Here is an 18,768-nt window from a genome sequence, read left to right as displayed (position 1 = left end):
ACATGGTAGTAAATAAAGTAGGCAAAGACATTCCTCAATCTTATGCAGAGCAATACGGCATTTATGAAGGAGAATTAGCACACATTGATGCTTATCAAGAAGCGAGCCGAGCAATTAAACCAGTGAAACCTCGGGAGACAAAACTTTTAGGAAGTATTCGTGAAGCAATTGAAAAAACAGGGTTGAAAGATGGCATGACCATCTCTTTCCATCACCATTTCCGTGAAGGAGACTATGTGATGAATTTAGTTTTAGCCGAGATTGCCGCCATGGGGCTGAAAAACATTTCGATTGCACCTAGTTCAATTGCAAATGTTCATGAACCTTTGATCGAACACATTAAAAATGGAGTAGTCACCAACATTACTTCTTCAGGTTTGAGAGATAAAGTAGGCGCCGCTATTTCAGCAGGTATCATGGAAAATCCTGTGGTGATTCGTTCACATGGTGGCCGGGCACGGGCAGTAGCAGCAGGCGATATCCATATTGATGTAGCTTTCTTAGGTGCACCAAGTTCAGACGCTTATGGAAATGCGAATGGAACCAAAGGAAAAGCTACCTGTGGTTCTCTTGGATATGCGATGGTCGATGCAAAATATGCGGATCAAGTGGTCATCATTACTGACACATTAGTACCATATCCTAATACCCCTATCAGTATTCCACAAACAGATGTTGATTATGTGGTAGAAATTGATGCAATTGGTGATCCAGATGGAATTGCCAAAGGCGCGACACGTTTTACAAAGAATCCTAAAGAATTATTGATTGCTGAATATGCCGCAAAAATAATTACACATTCTCCTTACTACAAAGAAGGCTTCTCATTCCAAACAGGAACAGGTGGCTCTTCACTAGCAGTTACGCGGTTCATGAGAGAACAAATGCTTAAAGATGGCATTAAAGCAAGTTTCGCTTTAGGCGGAATTACGAATGCAATGGTGGAACTTTTGGAAGAAGGCTTAGTAGAAAAAATTATTGACGTCCAAGACTTTGATCATCCATCAGCTATTTCTTTAGGGGAAAATGCCAATCATTATGAAATTGATGCCAATATGTATGCTTCACCGCTTAGCAAAGGGGCGGTTATTAATCAATTAGACACAGCTATTTTATCTGCTTTAGAAGTGGACACAGATTTTAATGTAAATGTCATTACTGGTTCAGATGGTGTCATCCGTGGTGCTTCTGGCGGACATTCCGATACAAGTATGGCTTGTAAAATGAGTCTAGTGATTGCACCACTTGTTCGTGGACGGATCCCAACAATCGTTGAGCAAGTAAATACAGTCGTTACACCAGGTACGAGTGTCGATGTCGTAGTAACAGAAGTCGGCATTGCAATCAATCCAAAAAGAACAGACTTAATTGATTGTTTTAAAACCTTAGATGTTCCTCAGTTTACGTTAGAAGAGTTGAAAGACAAAGCCTACAACATTGTTGGCACCCCGGAACCAATTAAATATGGAGACAAAGTTGTTGCGTTAATTGAATACCGAGATGGTAGTCTAATTGATGTGGTACGCAATGTTTAATGGGGAAAAAGTAACACTTTTAGAGATGTTGGATGCTCGCGAACAAAGAGCTGCCACACAGAAGGAGTTGTTAGAAACAGCACCAGAAGCTAGTCTCTTATCTGCCACAATGAATATTCCTGGAGAAGTGAAAAATTCGCCCACCTTAACGGCAGTTTTTTTAGAAGTAATTGACGAAGTCGAGCAACAATTGCTGGATCAAGTACCGATTGTTAATTTTTACCGGAATGAAAAAACAGGGCCTGAATATTATTTGGCGGTTTCGTTAGCCCCACAAGAATTAAAACAAAGAATGGTCAAAATTGAAGAAACACATCCTTATGGTCGTTTAGTGGACCTAGATGTTTTATGGGGAAATGAGGAGCTAAAAAGCCTTCATCGAGGAGATTTAGGCTTGCCACCACGGCGCTGTTTTATGTGCCAAGAAGAGGCGAAAGTCTGTGGACGAAATCGACGTCACAGTCTTGAAGCAATGCAAGAAAAAATAACAGAAATAATTTTGACACGAAAGGAGCAGCCAAGTGAGTAAAAAAATTCGTTTTACAGAAACGGTGCTACGGGATGGACAACAAAGTTTAATTGCAACACGGATGCCAACCTCAGATATGCTGCCGATTATTAAAACAATGGACGAGGCAGGATTTCATGCATTAGAAATGTGGGGCGGGGCAACGTTTGATTCCTGTGTCCGCTATTTAAACGAGGATCCTTGGGAACGTCTTCGCCAAATTCGCAAAGAAGTTAAAAATACCAAACTTCAAATGTTATTACGAGGACAAAATTTACTAGGATATCGTCATTACGCTGATGATGTGGTGCGGGCCTTTGTCGAAAAATCAGTTGAAAATGGGATTGATATTATTCGTATTTTCGATGCCTTGAATGATGTCCGTAATTTACAAACAGCAATTCAAACAACAAAAGAAGCTGGCGGACACTGTCAAGCAGCGATTTCTTATACTACGAGTGAAATTCATACCATCGATTACTTTGTAAAATTAGCCAAAGAATTAAGTCAAACAGGAGCGGATTCCATTTGTATTAAGGATATGGCAGGCGTTTTGACGCCACAAACTGGTTTTGAATTAGTGAGCAAAATGAAAGATGCCATTGATTTACCTTTAGAGGTGCATACGCATGCGACTAGTGGTATTTCTGAGATGACCTATTTAAAAGTTGCTGAAGCAGGTGCGGATATCATCGATACAGCTATCTCTTCTTTCGCTGGCGGTACGAGTCAACCAGCCACAGAATCTGTAGCCATTGCGTTAGAAGATTTAGGCTTTGAAACAGGTTTAAATATGGAAAAAGTAACAGAGATTGCTGACTATTTCAATCCGATTCGTGATCGCTTTAGAAGTGAAGGCATTTTAAACCCTAAAGTTAAAGATACGGAACCGAAAACCTTGATTTATCAAGTGCCTGGTGGTATGTTATCAAACTTATTAAGTCAATTAACGGAGCAAGGTTTACAAGACAAATATGAAGAAGTTTTAGCTGAAGTACCTAAAGTAAGAGCGGATTTAGGGTATCCACCACTAGTTACGCCGCTTTCACAAATGGTCGGAACACAAGCCTTAATGAATGTGATTTCTGGGGAAAGATATTCCTTAATACCGAATGAAATTAAAGATTATGTGCGCGGAGAATACGGCAAATCACCAGCACCTATCGCAGAAGAGATTAAGCAAAAAATCATTGGGGATGAAGAAGTAATTACTTGTCGACCAGCGGATTTATTGAAACCAGAGTTGCATAGTTTAGAAAATGAAATCCAACAATACGCAAAATCTGAAGAGGATGTCCTATTATATGCGATGTTCCCGCAACAAGGAAAAGACTTTTTAGGACGTCGTGAAGATCCTTTTTACGATGTACCGTTACAGAAAGTGACAGTCAAACTTGACTTGCCAGAATAGAACAGGCAAGTGCTCCGCAAATGTATAAAGAAGCAAGGGTTTGAGCGACGATAACGGTTGTTCAAACCCTTGCTTCATCAAATAGAAAAAAGGCAGCCCGTGAAAGGAAGTGACAATGTGTTAGAAGAAGTTCTAGCAATTCATCAAAAAAATATTGGTGTACTAAGTCTTGAAGCAACAGAAGCGGTGTTAAACCATCATGATTTAGCCAAAATGTATACACCTGGTGTCGCAGAATTGAGTTTAATGATTGCCCAAAATCATGAATTAGCGCGCGAGTGGACCATTAGTGGTAAGTTAATTGCGGTTATTACAGATGGGTCAGCTGTTCTGGGTCTCGGCAATATGGGCACGCAAGCGGGCTTGCCAATTGTTGAAGGCAAAGCTTTACTTTATAAAAATTTGGCGGGGGTCGATGCTATTCCTTTAGCACTGGAACAAAAATCAGTGGACGAGATGGTTCAAACAATTGAAAATTTACAAAATAGTTTTGCAGGAATCCATTTAGAAGATATTTCTGCACCAAAATGTTTTGAAATTGAAGAAAAACTTCAACAACGTTTGAACATTCCTGTGTATCATGATGACCAAGAAGGCACAGCCATTGTCGTTTTAGCTGGGCTAATCAACGCAGCCAAAATTAAAGGAAAACCTTTAAATGAATTGCGTGTGGTGATTAACGGAGTTGGTGCTTCTGGTGTAGCGACCGCTAAGTTATGTATTCAAGCGGGAATTACGCATCTCACCTTAGTAGATCGCCAAGGTGTTTTAAGAGAAGAAGACCAGACATTGAATCCTTACCAACGTGCTTTGCTTCGACAGGTAATAAAACCATCAGTAGAAAACAAAGATTTAGCCACAGCTGTCGTCAATCAGGATGTTTTTTTAGGCTTATCAGAAGCGGATGTGCTAACGCCAGCCCTGATTAAATCAATGAACCAAGACCCAATTATCTTTGCTTTAGCAAATCCTAAACCAGAAATTGAACCAGCCCTCGCCCAAGCCAATGGTGTCCGTTTATTAGCAACTGGTTCTTCCAAATATCCGAATCAAGTGAACAACATTTTAGCTTTTCCAGGTCTTTTTAAAGGGTTATTGGCAGCGAAAGGCAGAAAAGTCGATGTCGGTTTGCAAATGACAGTAGCACGAAGCTTGGCCGCTATGATTTCAGAACCCACAGCAGAAAAATTCATACCTAATGTATTTGATGGCGGCGTAGTTGACACGGTTTTTAATGCTGTACTAGACTATATAAAACAAGAAAAGGCCACGGCAGAAGAAGGGACGTAAAAGGCAATGACAAAGCAAGCAAGGAGTAAATTAGCGCAGCAAGCACAATTGGCACTACTCTATGAAGTGACCTGTTTAAATAAACCAGGCTTGGTGGATCCAGTCGATGCAGGCGCCCATCAAGATATGGATGTTTTCACTTTTTTAGAAAGTAGTGTGGTTTTGACTCCTTATTTTGAAACCTTCGTTCAAGCTGGGACAGAGCTACGTCATTTGCCGATTGAGGCAACATTTCGCGCGATTCGACAAGTTGGTTTAGAAGCAGAACGAGCGATGTTTGAGGCAACAGAAGGTATCAATACACATAAAGGAGCGATTTTTTCTCTAGGTATTTTTTTAGCTGTCTGTGGTCGTCTAATGATTTGGGAGACCCCTTGCACCTTACAATTGTTTCAACAAACGCTTCAAACAATGACGCAAGACTTACTGGCCGACTTTGAAAACCTCGCTACGAATGAGCTAGAAAAACTAACTTGGGGTGAACGACTATTTGTTCAGCATGGCTTGACTGGAATCCGTGGTGAGGCGCAACAAGGCTATCCCGCTGTCTTTGAACAGGGAGTGCCTTATTATCAAAAACATCAAGGCACACAACAACAAAAACTCATTGATACGCTCCTTTATTTATCGCTCTATGTTGAGGATACGAATTTGATTAAACGAAGTCAAAATGTCCAAATTTTTGAAATATATCAACCGTTAATCCAGGAATATTTTGCTTTAGGGGGGACACAAACGTTACGGGGAACCCTTTGCTTAGAAAGATTGAATCACTTATTCAAAGAAAAAAATTGGAGTATTGGTGGCAGTGCAGATGCTTTAATTTTGGTGGTGTTTTTAGATAAACTAATGAAATTAAATTGGCTGACCCCTTAATTAAAAAGATAGTTACAACGCTGATTTGGTCAGTTGTTTTGACCTTATATGCTTATGGAAAGGTCTCAAGAGAATTCAAGAAAGCGATTGACAAATACCACGAAACACAGTATATTTTATTACGAAATCATTCTTATCAGAGTATACAAATACGATGATAAACAGTTGAAGCGAATCTTGATTTGCTTTTCCTAAACCTGATTCTTTTAGAATCAGGTTTTTGTTTATCTAAAAGGCGGCATTCGTTCAAAAACGGCTGTCGCCTTTTTTTATGAAATTTTTTTAATATAAAAAATTTCATAAAAAAATCTTAAAAACAGAAAAAATTGTTATATATTAGAGTCATTTTTTTGATGTAAAGTTTTTATGACTTACAGCCATAAAATTGATAAAAACAGTCAAAGAAGCATAAAAAATAATAGTGGAATTTCTCAAAAAAATAAAAAAATTTTCCGTTATTTAATTATCGATTTATCAAACGATAAGTTATAATAAAATAATTTATTTATCTTTAATGATTGAGGAGAAATGTATAAACTTCCTCATTTTCCTCTCATTGTATAATAACTCACTAATGAATTAGTGAGTTTTTTAACATATCCAGGATGTTTGTTATCAAATGAATTTTTATATAAAAATTCACAGCATTATATTTTGAAAAGCTGAGGAAATGTACTAAACTGCAGGTGTTAAATCCATTTAAATCGCTAAAGGGGGAGATGAACAACTAGGGGAAGCTAATGATCTTGGTATTTATCGTTTATTTTAAAGAAAAGAGGGACGATCAGATGAAAAAGAAAATTGTTGAGGATTTTAATCGGAAAAGTCAGCATAAAAAATGGACAAAACGCAAGATGCTTAATTTAGCAATATCAAGTGGTTTATTATTTACGTCATTAGCAATCCCTGTAAGTATAGCTGTTACCTCTGGCACAATCAGTGCATCAGCAGCGGTCTTGGATATCGAACTATTATCAAATGTTACGTCAAATAATGACAGTGGCACTTCAACGAGTAATCGTTGGACAGCCGCAAACCAAAATCAACCAGTTAATTTCACGGTTTCTGGTGGCGCTTTAGCAGATGCTTCCGCTGTGTTTAGTGGACAAAAACAAGCGGTGTTAGTGGTTCCTCCTGAGTTAAGAGGAAATGTAGCTGCAGCAGGCAGCTCAGCAATCAATACCAATGTCACGATTGATCTTTCAAAAGTTACTTTTTTGACCGCCGTTTTGAATGCAGCCAATGATTTAACCAATGTCATTACTCAAATTACCAGTGGAGCGTTAGGGAATTTAACTGGTGTTGATATTGATCTGACGGAAGTGAATCGTCAATTGGAATTAGTGAATAACATTGAAAACTTAGGTGCTGCTTCATTTACAGCTCCGGAAACATTAGCAGCTGACGGCTCATACATTAGCGCACCAATTAGTGATGGTTTAGGGTTAGTTTTAGCCCAAAATGTTTCAAACATCTTACAAGATTTGAATGCGGCAGTTCAAGCTTTGGAGGCAAAAGGAACCAGTATCCCAAGTAATCTTGTCGCCACAGCCATAAATGCAGCCTTGCTTCCTGTCAAAGGCACGGTAAACGTGGCTGTTTCAGGTGCTTTGCCTTTATTAGCGGTTGGTGGTTCAGGTGTGAATGAGTTAGTGGATGCTTCTTTACTAGGCGCAACTACGGTTACTTTACCAACTACCGTTTCAACACCTCAAAATTTATCCAATAATTTAGATGCTCGTTTTGTAGGAACAGTCGTTCAAACAGATCTTTTAGACGTTAATTTATTAGCAACAGCAGACGGTGTATCCAACATTTATTTTGCTGCAGGTACTACTAGTGAAGTAACCGCACCTACCGTAACAGGAGTAACAGGCAATTCAACGGCAGGTTACGAAGTTAAAGGAACTGCCGATGCCAATGCCACGGTTGAAATCCGAAATGCAGGAGGTGCCGTGATAGGTACAGGTACTGCTGATGGGACAGGGGCATTTACAGTTACCATTCCCGCAGGTGAAGCAGGTGCGAATGAAACGTTAACCGCCGTAGCGAAAAACGCCAGCGGCACAGAAAGTACGCCAACAACGTTCCAAACACCAGCGGATGAAGCAACCGTAACCGCACCAACAATCACAGGAGTGACAGGTAATTCAACGGCAGGTTACGAAGTTAAAGGCACCGCTGATGCCAATACCACGGTTGAGATCCGAAATGCAGGAGGTGCCGTGATAGGTACAGGTACTGCTGATGGGACAGGGGCATTTACAGTTACCATTCCCGCAGGTGAAGCAGGTGCGAATGAAACGTTAACCGCTGTAGCGAAAAACGCCAGCGGCACAGAAAGCACGCCAACAACGTTCCAAACGCCAGCGGATGAAGCAACCGTAACCGCACCAACAATCACAGGAGTGACAGGTAATTCAACGGCAGGTTACGAAGTTAAAGGAACTGCCGATGCCAATGCCACGGTTGAAATCCGAAATGCAGGAGGTGCCGTGATAGGTACAGGTACCGCTGATGGGACAGGGGCATTTACAGTTACCATTCCCGCAGGTGAAGCAGGCGCCAATGAAACGTTAACCGCCGTAGCGAAAAACGCTAGCGGTACAGAAAGTACGCCAACAACGTTCCAAACACCAGCGGATCCTAATACGCCCGTGGCGACGCCAATTGTTGAGACTGTAACAGGTAGTACAACAAAAGGCTATGAGGTCAAAGGGACTGCTGAAGTTGGCACCACCATTGAGGTTCGCGATGCAGCTGGCACGGTCCTTGGTACTGCAACAACTGGAACTGACGGAAAATATACAGTGACTTTAGATTCAGGAACAGCAACAGCAAATCAAACGCTGAGCGTTGTAGCGAAAAACGCTAGTGGCACGGAAAGTCAACCAGCAACGGCGACAACACCAGCTGATGTCACTGCACCAACAGTTGATAACATCACAGGCAACTCTGGTTCGGGTTATGAAATTACAGGAACAGCAGACCCTAACACAACAATCGAAGTTCGTGATCCATCTGGGGCAGTCATTGGTACAGGTACCTCTGATGCGAATGGTGATTTTACTGTAACGCTACCAACGGGAACGACCAATCCTGGGGATACGTTAACAGTGATTGGAAAGGATAACGCGGGAAATGAAAGTCAACCGACTGAAGTCCTTGTTCCTGCTGATGCCACGGTTACAGCACCAACTGTAACAGGAGTAACAGGTAATTCAGTTGCTGGTTATCAGGTGACAGGCACCGCTGATCCGAATGCTACCATCGAAATTCGTGATGCAGATGGGAACGTGATTGCAACAGGGACTGCCGATGGGACTGGTTCCTTTGCTGTGAACCTTCCAGCTGGGACGGCAAATGCGAATGAAACATTGACAGCGTTAGCCAAAGATCCTGATGGCAATACAAGTACACCGACAACCTTCCAAACACCAGCAGATGAAGTAGTGGCACCGCCAAGTGTCGACAAAGTAACTGGGAATACAACACAAGGATATCAAGTGACAGGTACCGCTGAACTTGGCACCACCATTGAAGTTCGTGCAACAGACGGAACAGTTTTAGGCACCGCAATAACTGGACCGACTGGCCAATATACTGTGACGTTAGCTTCAGGAAAAGCAACAGCGAAACAAACAGTGAATGTAGTTGCTAAAAATGATACTGGACTTGAGAGTCAACCAACTACAGCTATGACACCCGCTGATGTTACCACACCAACAATTGGTGACATTACTGGAGATTCAACAACTGGTTATGAAATCACTGGGACTGCGGACCCTAATACCACCATTGAAGTGCGGAACCCAGATGGAACAATTATTGGTACAACGACAACGGATGATCAAGGAAACTTTACTGTGGACCTTCCAGCGGGAGCCGCTAATCCTGGTGATACATTAACAGTTGTTGGAAAAGACGGTGACGGCAATGAAAGTCAACCAACGGAAGTGACGGTCCCTGAAGATGCAACCGTGGCAGCACCGACTGTGACGAATGTCACAGGAACAACTGCTACTGGGTATCAAGTAACTGGCACGGCAGAGCCAAATGTCACCATTGAGATTCACAATGAAGCAGGTTTAGTTATTGCTACGGGAACGACTGATGGTGCTGGCGCCTTTACAATCACTCTTCCGACGGGCACAGCAACAGCCAACGAAGCCTTAACTGCCATTGCAAAAGATGCTGCTGGGAAAGAAAGTAATCCGACTGCTTTCAAAACACCTGCTGATCCAGATGCACCAGTTGCGACACCTACTGTTGACAAAATCACTGGTAGCACGACAAAAGGCTATCAAGTAGTAGGAGCAGCAGAAGTTGGTACAACAGTTGAGGTGCGTGACGCCGATGGCACAGTCCTTGGCATGGCAACTACTGGAACTGATGGCAAATACACAGTGACTTTAGAGCCAGGGAAGGCCTCAGCTAACGAAACAATAATTGTCGTAGCGAAAAATGCAACAGGAAAAGAAAGTCAGCCAGCTACAGCAACTACACCAGCCGACTTAGCCACACCAACCATTGATTCTATTACCGGAAATTCTGGTAAAGGTTACGAAATCACTGGAACGGCGGAGCCCAAAACCACTATTGATGTCCGTGACGCAGACGGAACCATCATTGCTGCTACCACTGCTAACGAAACCGGCCAATATACGGTGACTCTACCAGCTGGCGTAGTGACACCAGGAGAAACGATTACGATTATTAGCAAAGATGGCGCTGGCAATGAAAGTCAACCAGCTACAGCCGTTATTCCAGCGGATGTTGTTTTAGCGGCGCCAACTATTACGAAGGTTGAAGGAAACAAAGCCAATGGCTATACAGTCACTGGAACTGCTGATCCAAATGTCACGGTTCAATTTTACAATAGCAGTGAACAATTATTGGCAAGTGGCAATACAACTACTGGAGGCACCTTCTCCGTTCATATTGCAGCAGGGTTAGCAACAGAAAAAGAAACGTTAACCGCACTAACCACAGATACACAAGGAAATGTGAGTCCTAAAACCACATTTATGACGCCAGCCGATATTACGGGAGAACCAGAAATTAAAATTGCGGCACCAACTGTTTCTTCAGTTTTAGGAACGTTTAAAGCCGGCTACCTTATCAAAGGAACAGCTGAACCAAACCGAATCATTCAAATTAGTAACCGACTATTAAGAAGTGTGATTGCTGTATGTGCCACCGATGCTGAAGGCAACTTCGCTATCCAATTAACAGCGGGACAAGCGACTGCTCAACAAAGTTTACTTGCGACAGCTACCGATGGCGCAGGACATTACAGTACGGCTACAACCTTCATGACACCAGCCGACCCAACGAATCCTGGAGGAGGCAATGGTAACACTGGCGGAAATAACGGCAATACAGGCGGCAATACAGGAAACAATGGCGCAACTGGCGGGAATAATGGGAATGGTTCAAACACAGGTTCAAATCCAAATGGAGGTTCTGGTTTAGGCACAACAGGTTCTGGCTTAGGTTCACTAGGCAATGGCCTCGGTACAAATGGTAGTGGCTACCACCCTAAACTAAGCACCATCAGTTATGGCACTGGAAATCACGGGAAAACAGGCTTCTTACCTAGCACAGGTGAAAAAGAGTCTTCAGCCGTGACAACAAGTTTGTTTGGCGCCTTTGTCGCACTCCTTGCGAGCATGGGAATCATCAAACGCAAACGTAAAAACTAGCTCTCTCCTTTAATTCCTATAGATGAGAAAACGTATTGTTGAGAATTCCCCACTCAATGATACGTTTTCTCGTTCCATTTAATGAAGAAAAATTGCCAAATAGAATAAAATGTGCTATTCTATTTTCAGAAAATCGAAGGAACAAGCAGTGAAAGTGCTAAATCCAACCTGAATTTTTTAATGCAGGAGGAGTGGGCGCTTTTTTTGTTGTTATGAAGAAAGGAAGCTAATTATGCAATCAGCTACAATGGAATTTGATACAATTGCGGCGATTTCTACGCCGCCAGGTGAAGGTGCGATTAGTATTGTTCGTTTAAGTGGCGAGCAAGCAGTTGCTATTGCAAACAAAGTTTATCGGTCAGGCACTAAAGATTTAGCTAAAGTCCCCACGCACACGATTCATTATGGTCATATTGTTGATCCGCAAAACGATCAATTGATTGATGAAGTCATGCTTTCTGTGATGCGGGCACCGAAAACATTTACACGAGAAGACGTGGTAGAAATTAACTGTCATGGCGGCATTGTCGTGGTGAACCAACTACTGCAATTACTGTTACGTGAAGGCGCACGAATGGCCGAACCTGGGGAATTTACAAAACGTGCTTTTCTAAATGGCCGAATGGATCTTTCACAAGCAGAAGCAGTGATGGACTTAATCCGTGCTAAAACGGATAAAGCGATGAATGTTGCATTGAACCAATTGGATGGTAACTTGTCGGCGTTAATTCGTTCATTAAGACAAGAAATTTTAAATACTTTAGCACAAGTAGAAGTTAATATCGATTATCCAGAGTATGATGATGTCGAAGAATTAACCACGAAATTACTTTTAGAAAAAGCCGAATTTGTGAAAGCGCAGATTCAACAATTATTAACGACCGCTAAACAAGGAAAAATTTTGCGAGAAGGTCTAAGTACAGCAATTATTGGCCGACCAAATGTCGGGAAATCCAGTTTGTTAAACCATCTGTTACGAGAAGAAAAAGCTATCGTTACAGATATTGCTGGAACGACACGTGATGTCATTGAAGAATACGTTAACGTTCGCGGCGTTCCTTTAAAATTAATTGATACAGCGGGGATTCGCGAAACAGAAGACATTGTGGAACGAATTGGTGTTGAACGTAGCCGCAAAGCGTTAGCAGATTCGGATTTAATTTTGTTAGTCTTAAATCAAAGCGAAGAATTGACAGAGGAAGATCGTCAACTGTTGGAAGCAACGAAAGGCTTAAAACGCGTTATTCTTTTAAATAAAATGGACTTACCGACAAAACTAGATCCTAACGAATTACAAGAATTAGTCCCTGCAGAAGAAATTTTATCCGTTTCGGTGTTGTCAAACACAGGCTTAGACCAGTTAGAAGCGAAAATTGCTGATCTTTTCTTTGGCGGCCAAACAGGCGAAAAAGATGCTACCTATATTTCTAATACACGTCATATTGCTTTGCTAGATCAAGCAGCGCTTTCGTTACAAGAAGTGATTAACGGCATCGAAGCAGGTATGCCAGTCGATTTAGTTCAAATTGATATGACCCGTTGTTGGGATTATTTAGGGGAAATCGTCGGCGATAGTGTCCAAGATGAATTAATTACACAGTTATTTAGTCAATTTTGTTTAGGAAAATAAGACAAGAGAGGAATTTTTTATGAATCAATATCAAGCAGAATCATATGATGTTATTGTCGTCGGTGCTGGACATGCTGGCTCTGAAGCAGCCTTAGCAGCCGCACGAATGGGCGTTAAAACGTTACTTTTAACAATTAATTTAGATATGGTTGCTTTTATGCCATGTAACCCTTCTGTTGGTGGACCTGCCAAAGGAGTCGTTGTCCGAGAAATCGATGCATTAGGCGGCGAAATGGGTAAAAACATTGATAAAACCTACATCCAAATGCGGATGCTAAATACTGGTAAAGGTCCAGCAGTGCGTGCGTTGCGCGCGCAAGCTGACAAACATGCCTATGCGACAGAAATGAAACATACCATTGAAAAAGAAGAAAATTTAACCCTTCGTCAAGGGATTGTTGAAGAATTAATCGTGGAAGATGGCGTTTGTTGTGGTGTTGTAACTTCAACAGGTGCCGCATACCGTAGTCAAGCAGTGGTGATTACTGCCGGTACTGCCTTGCGTGGCGAAATTATTATTGGTGAATTAAAATATTCATCAGGACCAAACAATTCGCAACCTTCCGTTGGTTTAGCCAATCATTTAAAAGAATTAGGTTTAGAAATCGATCGCTTTAAAACAGGAACGCCGCCACGAGTAAAATCAAGTACGATTGATTATTCTGTGACAGAGGAACAACCAGGCGATAAAGAACCCAACCATTTTAGTTACAGCACGCCAGATAGTGCCTACAATCAAAACCAAGAACCTTGTTGGTTAACTTATACGAATGAAACAACGCATGAAATTATTCAAAAAAATCTACACCGCGCCCCAATGTTTACTGGGATTGTTGAAGGTGTGGGCGCTCGGTATTGCCCATCCATCGAGGACAAAATTGTTCGTTTTGCAGACAAACCAAGACACCAATTGTTCTTGGAACCAGAAGGGTTGAATACCGAAGAAGTTTACGTCCAAGGCTTATCTACTTCTTTACCAGAAGATGTCCAAACAGAAATGCTTCATTCTATTGAAGGATTAGAAAAAGTAGAAATGATGCGTACAGGTTACGCCATTGAATACGATGTGGTAGTCCCGCACCAATTACGCCCAACATTAGAAACAAAGGTCATTGAGAATCTTTATACAGCAGGTCAAACGAACGGAACTAGTGGCTACGAAGAAGCTGCTGGTCAAGGCTTGATGGCAGGAATTAATGCTGCATTGAAAATTCAAGGCAAAGAGCCTCTTGTTTTAAAACGTAGTGATGGCTATATTGGCGTCATGATTGACGATTTAGTTACAAAAGGCACTAACGAACCTTATCGCTTATTAACGTCACGTGCGGAGTATCGTTTGATTTTACGACATGACAATGCGGACTTACGTTTAACAGAAATGGGTCATGAAATTGGCTTAGTCAAAGAAGAACAATATGCCGCCTATCTAGTCAAAAAAGCGGCTGTTGAAGCGGAAATTGCCCGCTTAGGCAAACATCGGATTAAACCAACCAAAGAAGTGCAAGCATTTTTGGAAACCAAAGGCGCTGCTGGCTTAAAAGATGGTATTTTAGCTAGAGATTTTCTGAAACGCCCAGAAATCAGTTATCAAGAAGTCGCTCAATTTATTCCCGCACCTGAAGAGGCGCTCGATCCAAAAGTGATTGAACAAGTAGAAATTCAAATCAAGTACGAAGGCTACATTAAAAAAGCCATGGAAAAAGTTGAGAAACTAAAACGCATGGAAGCAAAACGCATTCCAGAAAACATCGATTACCAAGCGATTAACGGCTTGGCTACAGAAGCAAAACAAAAACTACAAAAAATCCAACCAGAAACGATTGCCCAAGCAAGCCGTATCAGCGGTGTGAATCCCGCTGACATTAGCATTTTGATGGTCTACATCGAACAAGGAAAAATCGCGAAAGTGCAAGGATAATAAAAATTTGAAGCAGTTGCTTCTTCACGGATGATTGATTGTGAAGAAGCAACTGCTTTTTTGTTTTGAATTAGTCTACTTTTTTTTCTAAACTGCAAAAAAAGACTGTCTTAAATAATTTCACAAACTGACCTATACTGAAAGCGCAAACAAATGATAGGAGTGGAACAAATGACAGATTGGTTAGGAATTAAAGGAAAAGTAGTGATTGTTACAGGAGGCTCATCTGGTATTGGTCGTAGCATTGTTGAAAGCTTGTTAGCACAAGAGGTCTATGTCGCTAATTTTGATATTTCAGCATCAGAAACGCAACATGAGCATTTACTCTTTGTGAAAGTCGATGTAACTTCTCGAGCAGAAGTAGAAGCAGGTGTCGCTCAAGTGGTGGAAAAATTTGGAACCGTAGATGGCCTAGTAAATAATGCCGGAATCAATATTCCTCGTCTATTGGTGGATAAAAATCATCCTCATGGGCCTTATGAATTATCGGATGAGGTATTCGACAAAATTGTAGCCATCAATCAAAAAGGGCTCTACCTAATGAGCCAAGCAGTGGGCCGGATTCTTGTACAAAAACAAGCAGGTGTCATTATTAATATGTCTTCAGAAGCTGGATTAGAAGGCTCCGAAGGGCAAAGCGCCTACGCTGCAACGAAAGCAGCGGTCAGCAGTTATACACGTTCATGGGCTAAAGAGTTAGGAAAATCAAACGTCCGTGTCGTGGGGATTGCGCCAGGCATTATGGAAGAAACGGGCTTGCGCACTTTAGCATACGAAGAAGCATTGGCTTATACACGAAACATTTCTGTGGAGCAATTGCGAGCAGGTTATTCAAAAACAAGTACGATTCCATTAGGTCGTAGCGGAAAACTCCATGAAGTCGCTGACTTAGTATGCTATTATTTATCAGACCGTTCAAGCTATATTACAGGCATCACCACAAACGTAGCTGGAGGTAAAACAAGAGGATAGAGGTGGGAAAACTAAATGACGCTAGTAAATAGATGGTACCAAGTAATAAAATTACTAGTTGATCACAAAGGAATGAGCTTACAGGAATTGCAAGAGAAATTAGCCGCAAGTCCTCAAACAGTTCGTAAAAACATTGATACATTGAATGATGAATTAATCGGTATTGCCCAAATTATTCAGAAGGAAAATCTCTTTCAGTTAGAAATCAATAACTTTGAAGGTTTTGAAGAGGTTTTGTCTGGACGGCTAAAAAGGGAATCTGATTTTAATTCTTCAAGCAAGCGTGTTTCCTACATTATCAAACGATTAATAGAAGAAGATCAATTTATTTCAACTTATGATTTATCCGAAGAACTCGCCGTTAGTCGCGGCACAGTTAATAAAGACATTAAGCGCATGAAAGAGCTGATTGCTCCTTGGCAGGTTGCGGTTGTAGGCACGCCAAACCGTGGCATTCATTTAGAAGGAAAAGAGTTTGATTTACGCTTACTTCATGTGAATTACGTCCAAGAATATTTTGAAGAACAGTTTCTTCATGAAACTACCAAACAAATGATACAAAAAATAATCAAAGAAACAAGACTAGCGAAACAAGATAGTTTTCTTTTACGAAGAGTGGTTTCAATTGTTTTGCAGCGTGTTTTAGCTGGAAAACTCATTACGGAACTACCACCAGAATATGTTGATTATGTTCGTCATAACGAGCAGATTGAAGAACTGATGTATCACTTGGAAATAACCTATAATGTAACGTTAAGCCAATGGGAACGTTCCTTTATCAGCTTTCCTTTTAACATCAACACAAACCATATTCGTAATTCTTTATTGGCTGATGAAGGACTCTTAGCTGACTATTTTCAAAAAATGATGAAAAAAATTCATCATTCAGTTGTTGTTGAATTTGATGAGGACTTCTTGTTTTCAGAAATGAAAGATCATTTAAGAAACGTGATGAATCGACTCGTTTTTCATGTGGAGTGTCACGATTTATTTTACGGAGAAATTGAACGACAATATCCTTTGGCCTATGAATTAGCCAAGATTGGCTTGCAAGAATTGGGCCGTTTGTTAAATCGTTGTGTGCCGACGGTTGAATTTGGGTATCTCGCTTTGTATTTTGAACTAGCATTGAGAGGGAACTATGAAGCGGGAGCCAAAAAAGAAATCGCTGTAATCTGCAGTACAGGTCATGGAACGGCCTTGATCATTCAGCGGCAATTGGAAAAAGTTTTGGGTCCAGACGTCCAGATTGCCCATTTTTCTGAAGAAGAGGCAGAGAGAAGAGAATTGAATCAATATTTTGCTATTTTTACAACCATTCCCTTAAAAAATATTCGACCACAAACACCGATGATCCATTTAACTAATTTATTTAACGATACTTGGCTCAGAAATGAGTGGCAGAGAGCAAAAGAAATTCGTTCCGTGGAATCTCAAAATATTCATATGACCTATAAATTATTAGAGAATACTCAAGGTTACCGAGCGAATATCCAGAAAATGATTGCTGATTTAGAAGCAGAAAAATTAGTAGATCCCCAATTTATCGAACGAATTTTTACTAGAGAAGATCAACAAACAACTATTTTTGAATCGGGGATTGCCTTTCCCCATACAATTAATCAAGCCTTACCAACGATTATTTTATCGATTGGGGTTTTTGAAGAATCACTGGTTACACCAGAAGGTAAAGTTGATGTTATTTTGCTGTTGGGTATTCCAGAAGAGCTGACGGCCACTGTTGAAGCAGAGTTACTACAACTATATGACCGCTTGTTTACAATCGCAGGAGACGAACGTTTACGTAATGAGTTACGGAAGCAACGAGATGTTTTAGCAGTTAAAGAGTGGATGCAAAGGAAGGGGATTATCATATGAGTTTTATCTACGTATTCGGGGCGCTTTTTTTAACAGCTTACTTCGTTCAGATAGCTATGGGAATGAAACAGATTAAACACTTTAATCAAAACTACCAAGAATTGCGACAATTAGGAAAAGTCGCGATTGGTCGACGTGCAGGGAAGTTAAAAGCAGGCACGATTATCTTGTTTGCTGTGGATTCGCAAGGGAAAATCTTAGCCGCTAGAAAGATGCAAGGTGTCACCGTTCTAGCTAAATTTCATCCCTTACCTCAGTACGTGAACGAGGATATTCATTATATGGATCATTACCATCCACTCGTACAAAAGGAAAATAAATTAACCCAACAAGCGATGGAAAATGCACGAGAAATTTACTTACGTGTTGAGCTTGGCAATTATCAAGAAACACAACCATTAACGCCGCTTAATGGAGCCAAAATTCAATGGCAATTATGGAAAAATAAAGTACAAACAAAATTGAAAGGAAGTGTCGAGTAATGTCTTATATTACAAAATTTGCGGAAGGATTTATGCACCTTTTCCAAACAGGAGCAGAAACATTTATTTCTTGGATGACAGGCATCGTACCTGTTGTTTTGATGTTAATGGTAGCTATGAATACTTTAATTGCTTTTCTAGGAGAAGAAAGAGTAACCAAGGTAGCCAAACTTTCTGCCAAAAATCCTGTTACGCGGTATTTAGTGCTGCCTTTTTTATCCGCGTTTATGTTAGGCAATCCAATGTCCTTTACGATGGCACGATTTTTACCAGAATACTATAAACCTAGCTATTATGCTGCACAAGCGCAATTTTGTCATACCAGTAATGGAGTTTTTCCTCATATTAATCCTGGTGAATTGTTCGTTTGGTTAGGGATTGCGCAAGGGATTGATACGTTAGGACTAAATTCGATGGACCTAGCGATTCGCTATATGTTTGTAGGGATATTAATGAATTTTATTGGCGGTTGGGTTACCGATTTCACTACCGCCTATGTTTGCAAACAACAAGGAATTACCCTTAGTAAAACAGTAGAGATTGTTGTGGATTAGAAAGGAGCA

12 protein-coding genes are annotated in these 18,768 nt (G+C 41.0%); all 12 read left to right on the top strand.

Going from position 1 to position 18,768, the window contains the following annotated elements:
* The first annotated feature begins 2 nt into the window (after nt 1–2).
* The 12 genes from citF to srlA all read left to right on the top strand — a co-directional run bounded on the left by citF (nt 3) and on the right by srlA (nt 18,759).
* Nucleotides 3–1,535, top strand: coding sequence for a citrate lyase subunit alpha (gene citF / locus IGL80_RS12955; RefSeq protein WP_002355996.1), 1,533 nt, complete (start codon nt 3–5; stop codon nt 1,533–1,535).
* Nucleotides 1,528–2,064: a citrate lyase holo-[acyl-carrier protein] synthase gene (gene citX / locus IGL80_RS12950; protein WP_002386428.1), complete on the top strand. Its 537-nt coding sequence runs from the start codon at nt 1,528–1,530 to the stop codon at nt 2,062–2,064. Before citF ends, citX begins: the two co-directional genes overlap by 8 nt.
* Nucleotides 2,057–3,454, top strand: coding sequence for an oxaloacetate decarboxylase subunit alpha (locus tag IGL80_RS12945; RefSeq protein ID WP_002359205.1), 1,398 nt, complete (start codon nt 2,057–2,059; stop codon nt 3,452–3,454). The genes citX and IGL80_RS12945 overlap by 8 nt, the downstream gene beginning before the upstream one ends.
* Nucleotides 3,455–3,571: 117 nt before the next feature.
* Complete coding sequence (locus tag IGL80_RS12940; RefSeq protein WP_002359203.1) at nt 3,572–4,744, top strand: NAD(P)-dependent malic enzyme; 1,173 nt, start codon at nt 3,572–3,574, stop codon at nt 4,742–4,744.
* 6 nt (nt 4,745–4,750) lie between these two features.
* Entirely contained in the window at nt 4,751–5,620 is an 870-nt protein-coding gene (citG, locus tag IGL80_RS12935; protein WP_002359201.1) for a triphosphoribosyl-dephospho-CoA synthase CitG, read from the top strand.
* A 740-nt stretch (nt 5,621–6,360) separates the two neighbouring features.
* A complete protein-coding gene (locus tag IGL80_RS12930; protein WP_002404703.1) occupies nt 6,361–11,325 on the top strand; it encodes an Ig-like domain-containing protein in 4,965 nt (1,654 codons plus the stop codon).
* Between the two features lie 232 nt (nt 11,326–11,557).
* Nucleotides 11,558–12,955 carry a tRNA uridine-5-carboxymethylaminomethyl(34) synthesis GTPase MnmE gene (gene mnmE / locus IGL80_RS12925; protein ID WP_002355989.1) on the top strand — a complete coding sequence of 466 codons (1,398 nt, stop codon included), beginning with the start codon at nt 11,558–11,560 and terminating at the stop codon, nt 12,953–12,955.
* A gap of 19 nt (nt 12,956–12,974) precedes the next feature.
* The gene (gene mnmG / locus IGL80_RS12920) at nt 12,975–14,873 is read left to right on the top strand and encodes a tRNA uridine-5-carboxymethylaminomethyl(34) synthesis enzyme MnmG (protein WP_002359195.1); all 1,899 of its coding nucleotides are present in this window, start codon (nt 12,975–12,977) and stop codon (nt 14,871–14,873) included.
* Nucleotides 14,874–15,044: 171 nt separating this feature from the next.
* Nucleotides 15,045–15,845, top strand: a complete 801-nt coding sequence (locus IGL80_RS12915) for an SDR family oxidoreductase (RefSeq protein ID WP_002355987.1) — start codon at nt 15,045–15,047, stop codon at nt 15,843–15,845.
* A 15-nt stretch (nt 15,846–15,860) separates the two neighbouring features.
* Complete coding sequence (locus tag IGL80_RS12910; protein WP_002359194.1) at nt 15,861–17,723, top strand: BglG family transcription antiterminator; 1,863 nt, start codon at nt 15,861–15,863, stop codon at nt 17,721–17,723.
* The gene (locus IGL80_RS12905) at nt 17,720–18,205 is read left to right on the top strand and encodes a transcriptional regulator GutM (RefSeq protein WP_002355985.1); all 486 of its coding nucleotides are present in this window, start codon (nt 17,720–17,722) and stop codon (nt 18,203–18,205) included. Before IGL80_RS12910 ends, IGL80_RS12905 begins: the two co-directional genes overlap by 4 nt.
* Nucleotides 18,205–18,759, top strand: coding sequence for a PTS glucitol/sorbitol transporter subunit IIC (gene srlA, locus IGL80_RS12900; RefSeq protein WP_002359192.1), 555 nt, complete (start codon nt 18,205–18,207; stop codon nt 18,757–18,759). Before IGL80_RS12905 ends, srlA begins: the two co-directional genes overlap by 1 nt.
* Nucleotides 18,760–18,768: the final 9 nt, after the last annotated feature.

This window comes from Enterococcus sp. DIV2467a (assembly GCF_050532945.1).
Lineage (GTDB): Bacteria > Bacillota > Bacilli > Lactobacillales > Enterococcaceae > Enterococcus > Enterococcus faecalis.
The sequence above is the reverse complement of the archived record's forward strand: the minus strand, read 5'-3'. Positions and strand labels throughout refer to the sequence as shown.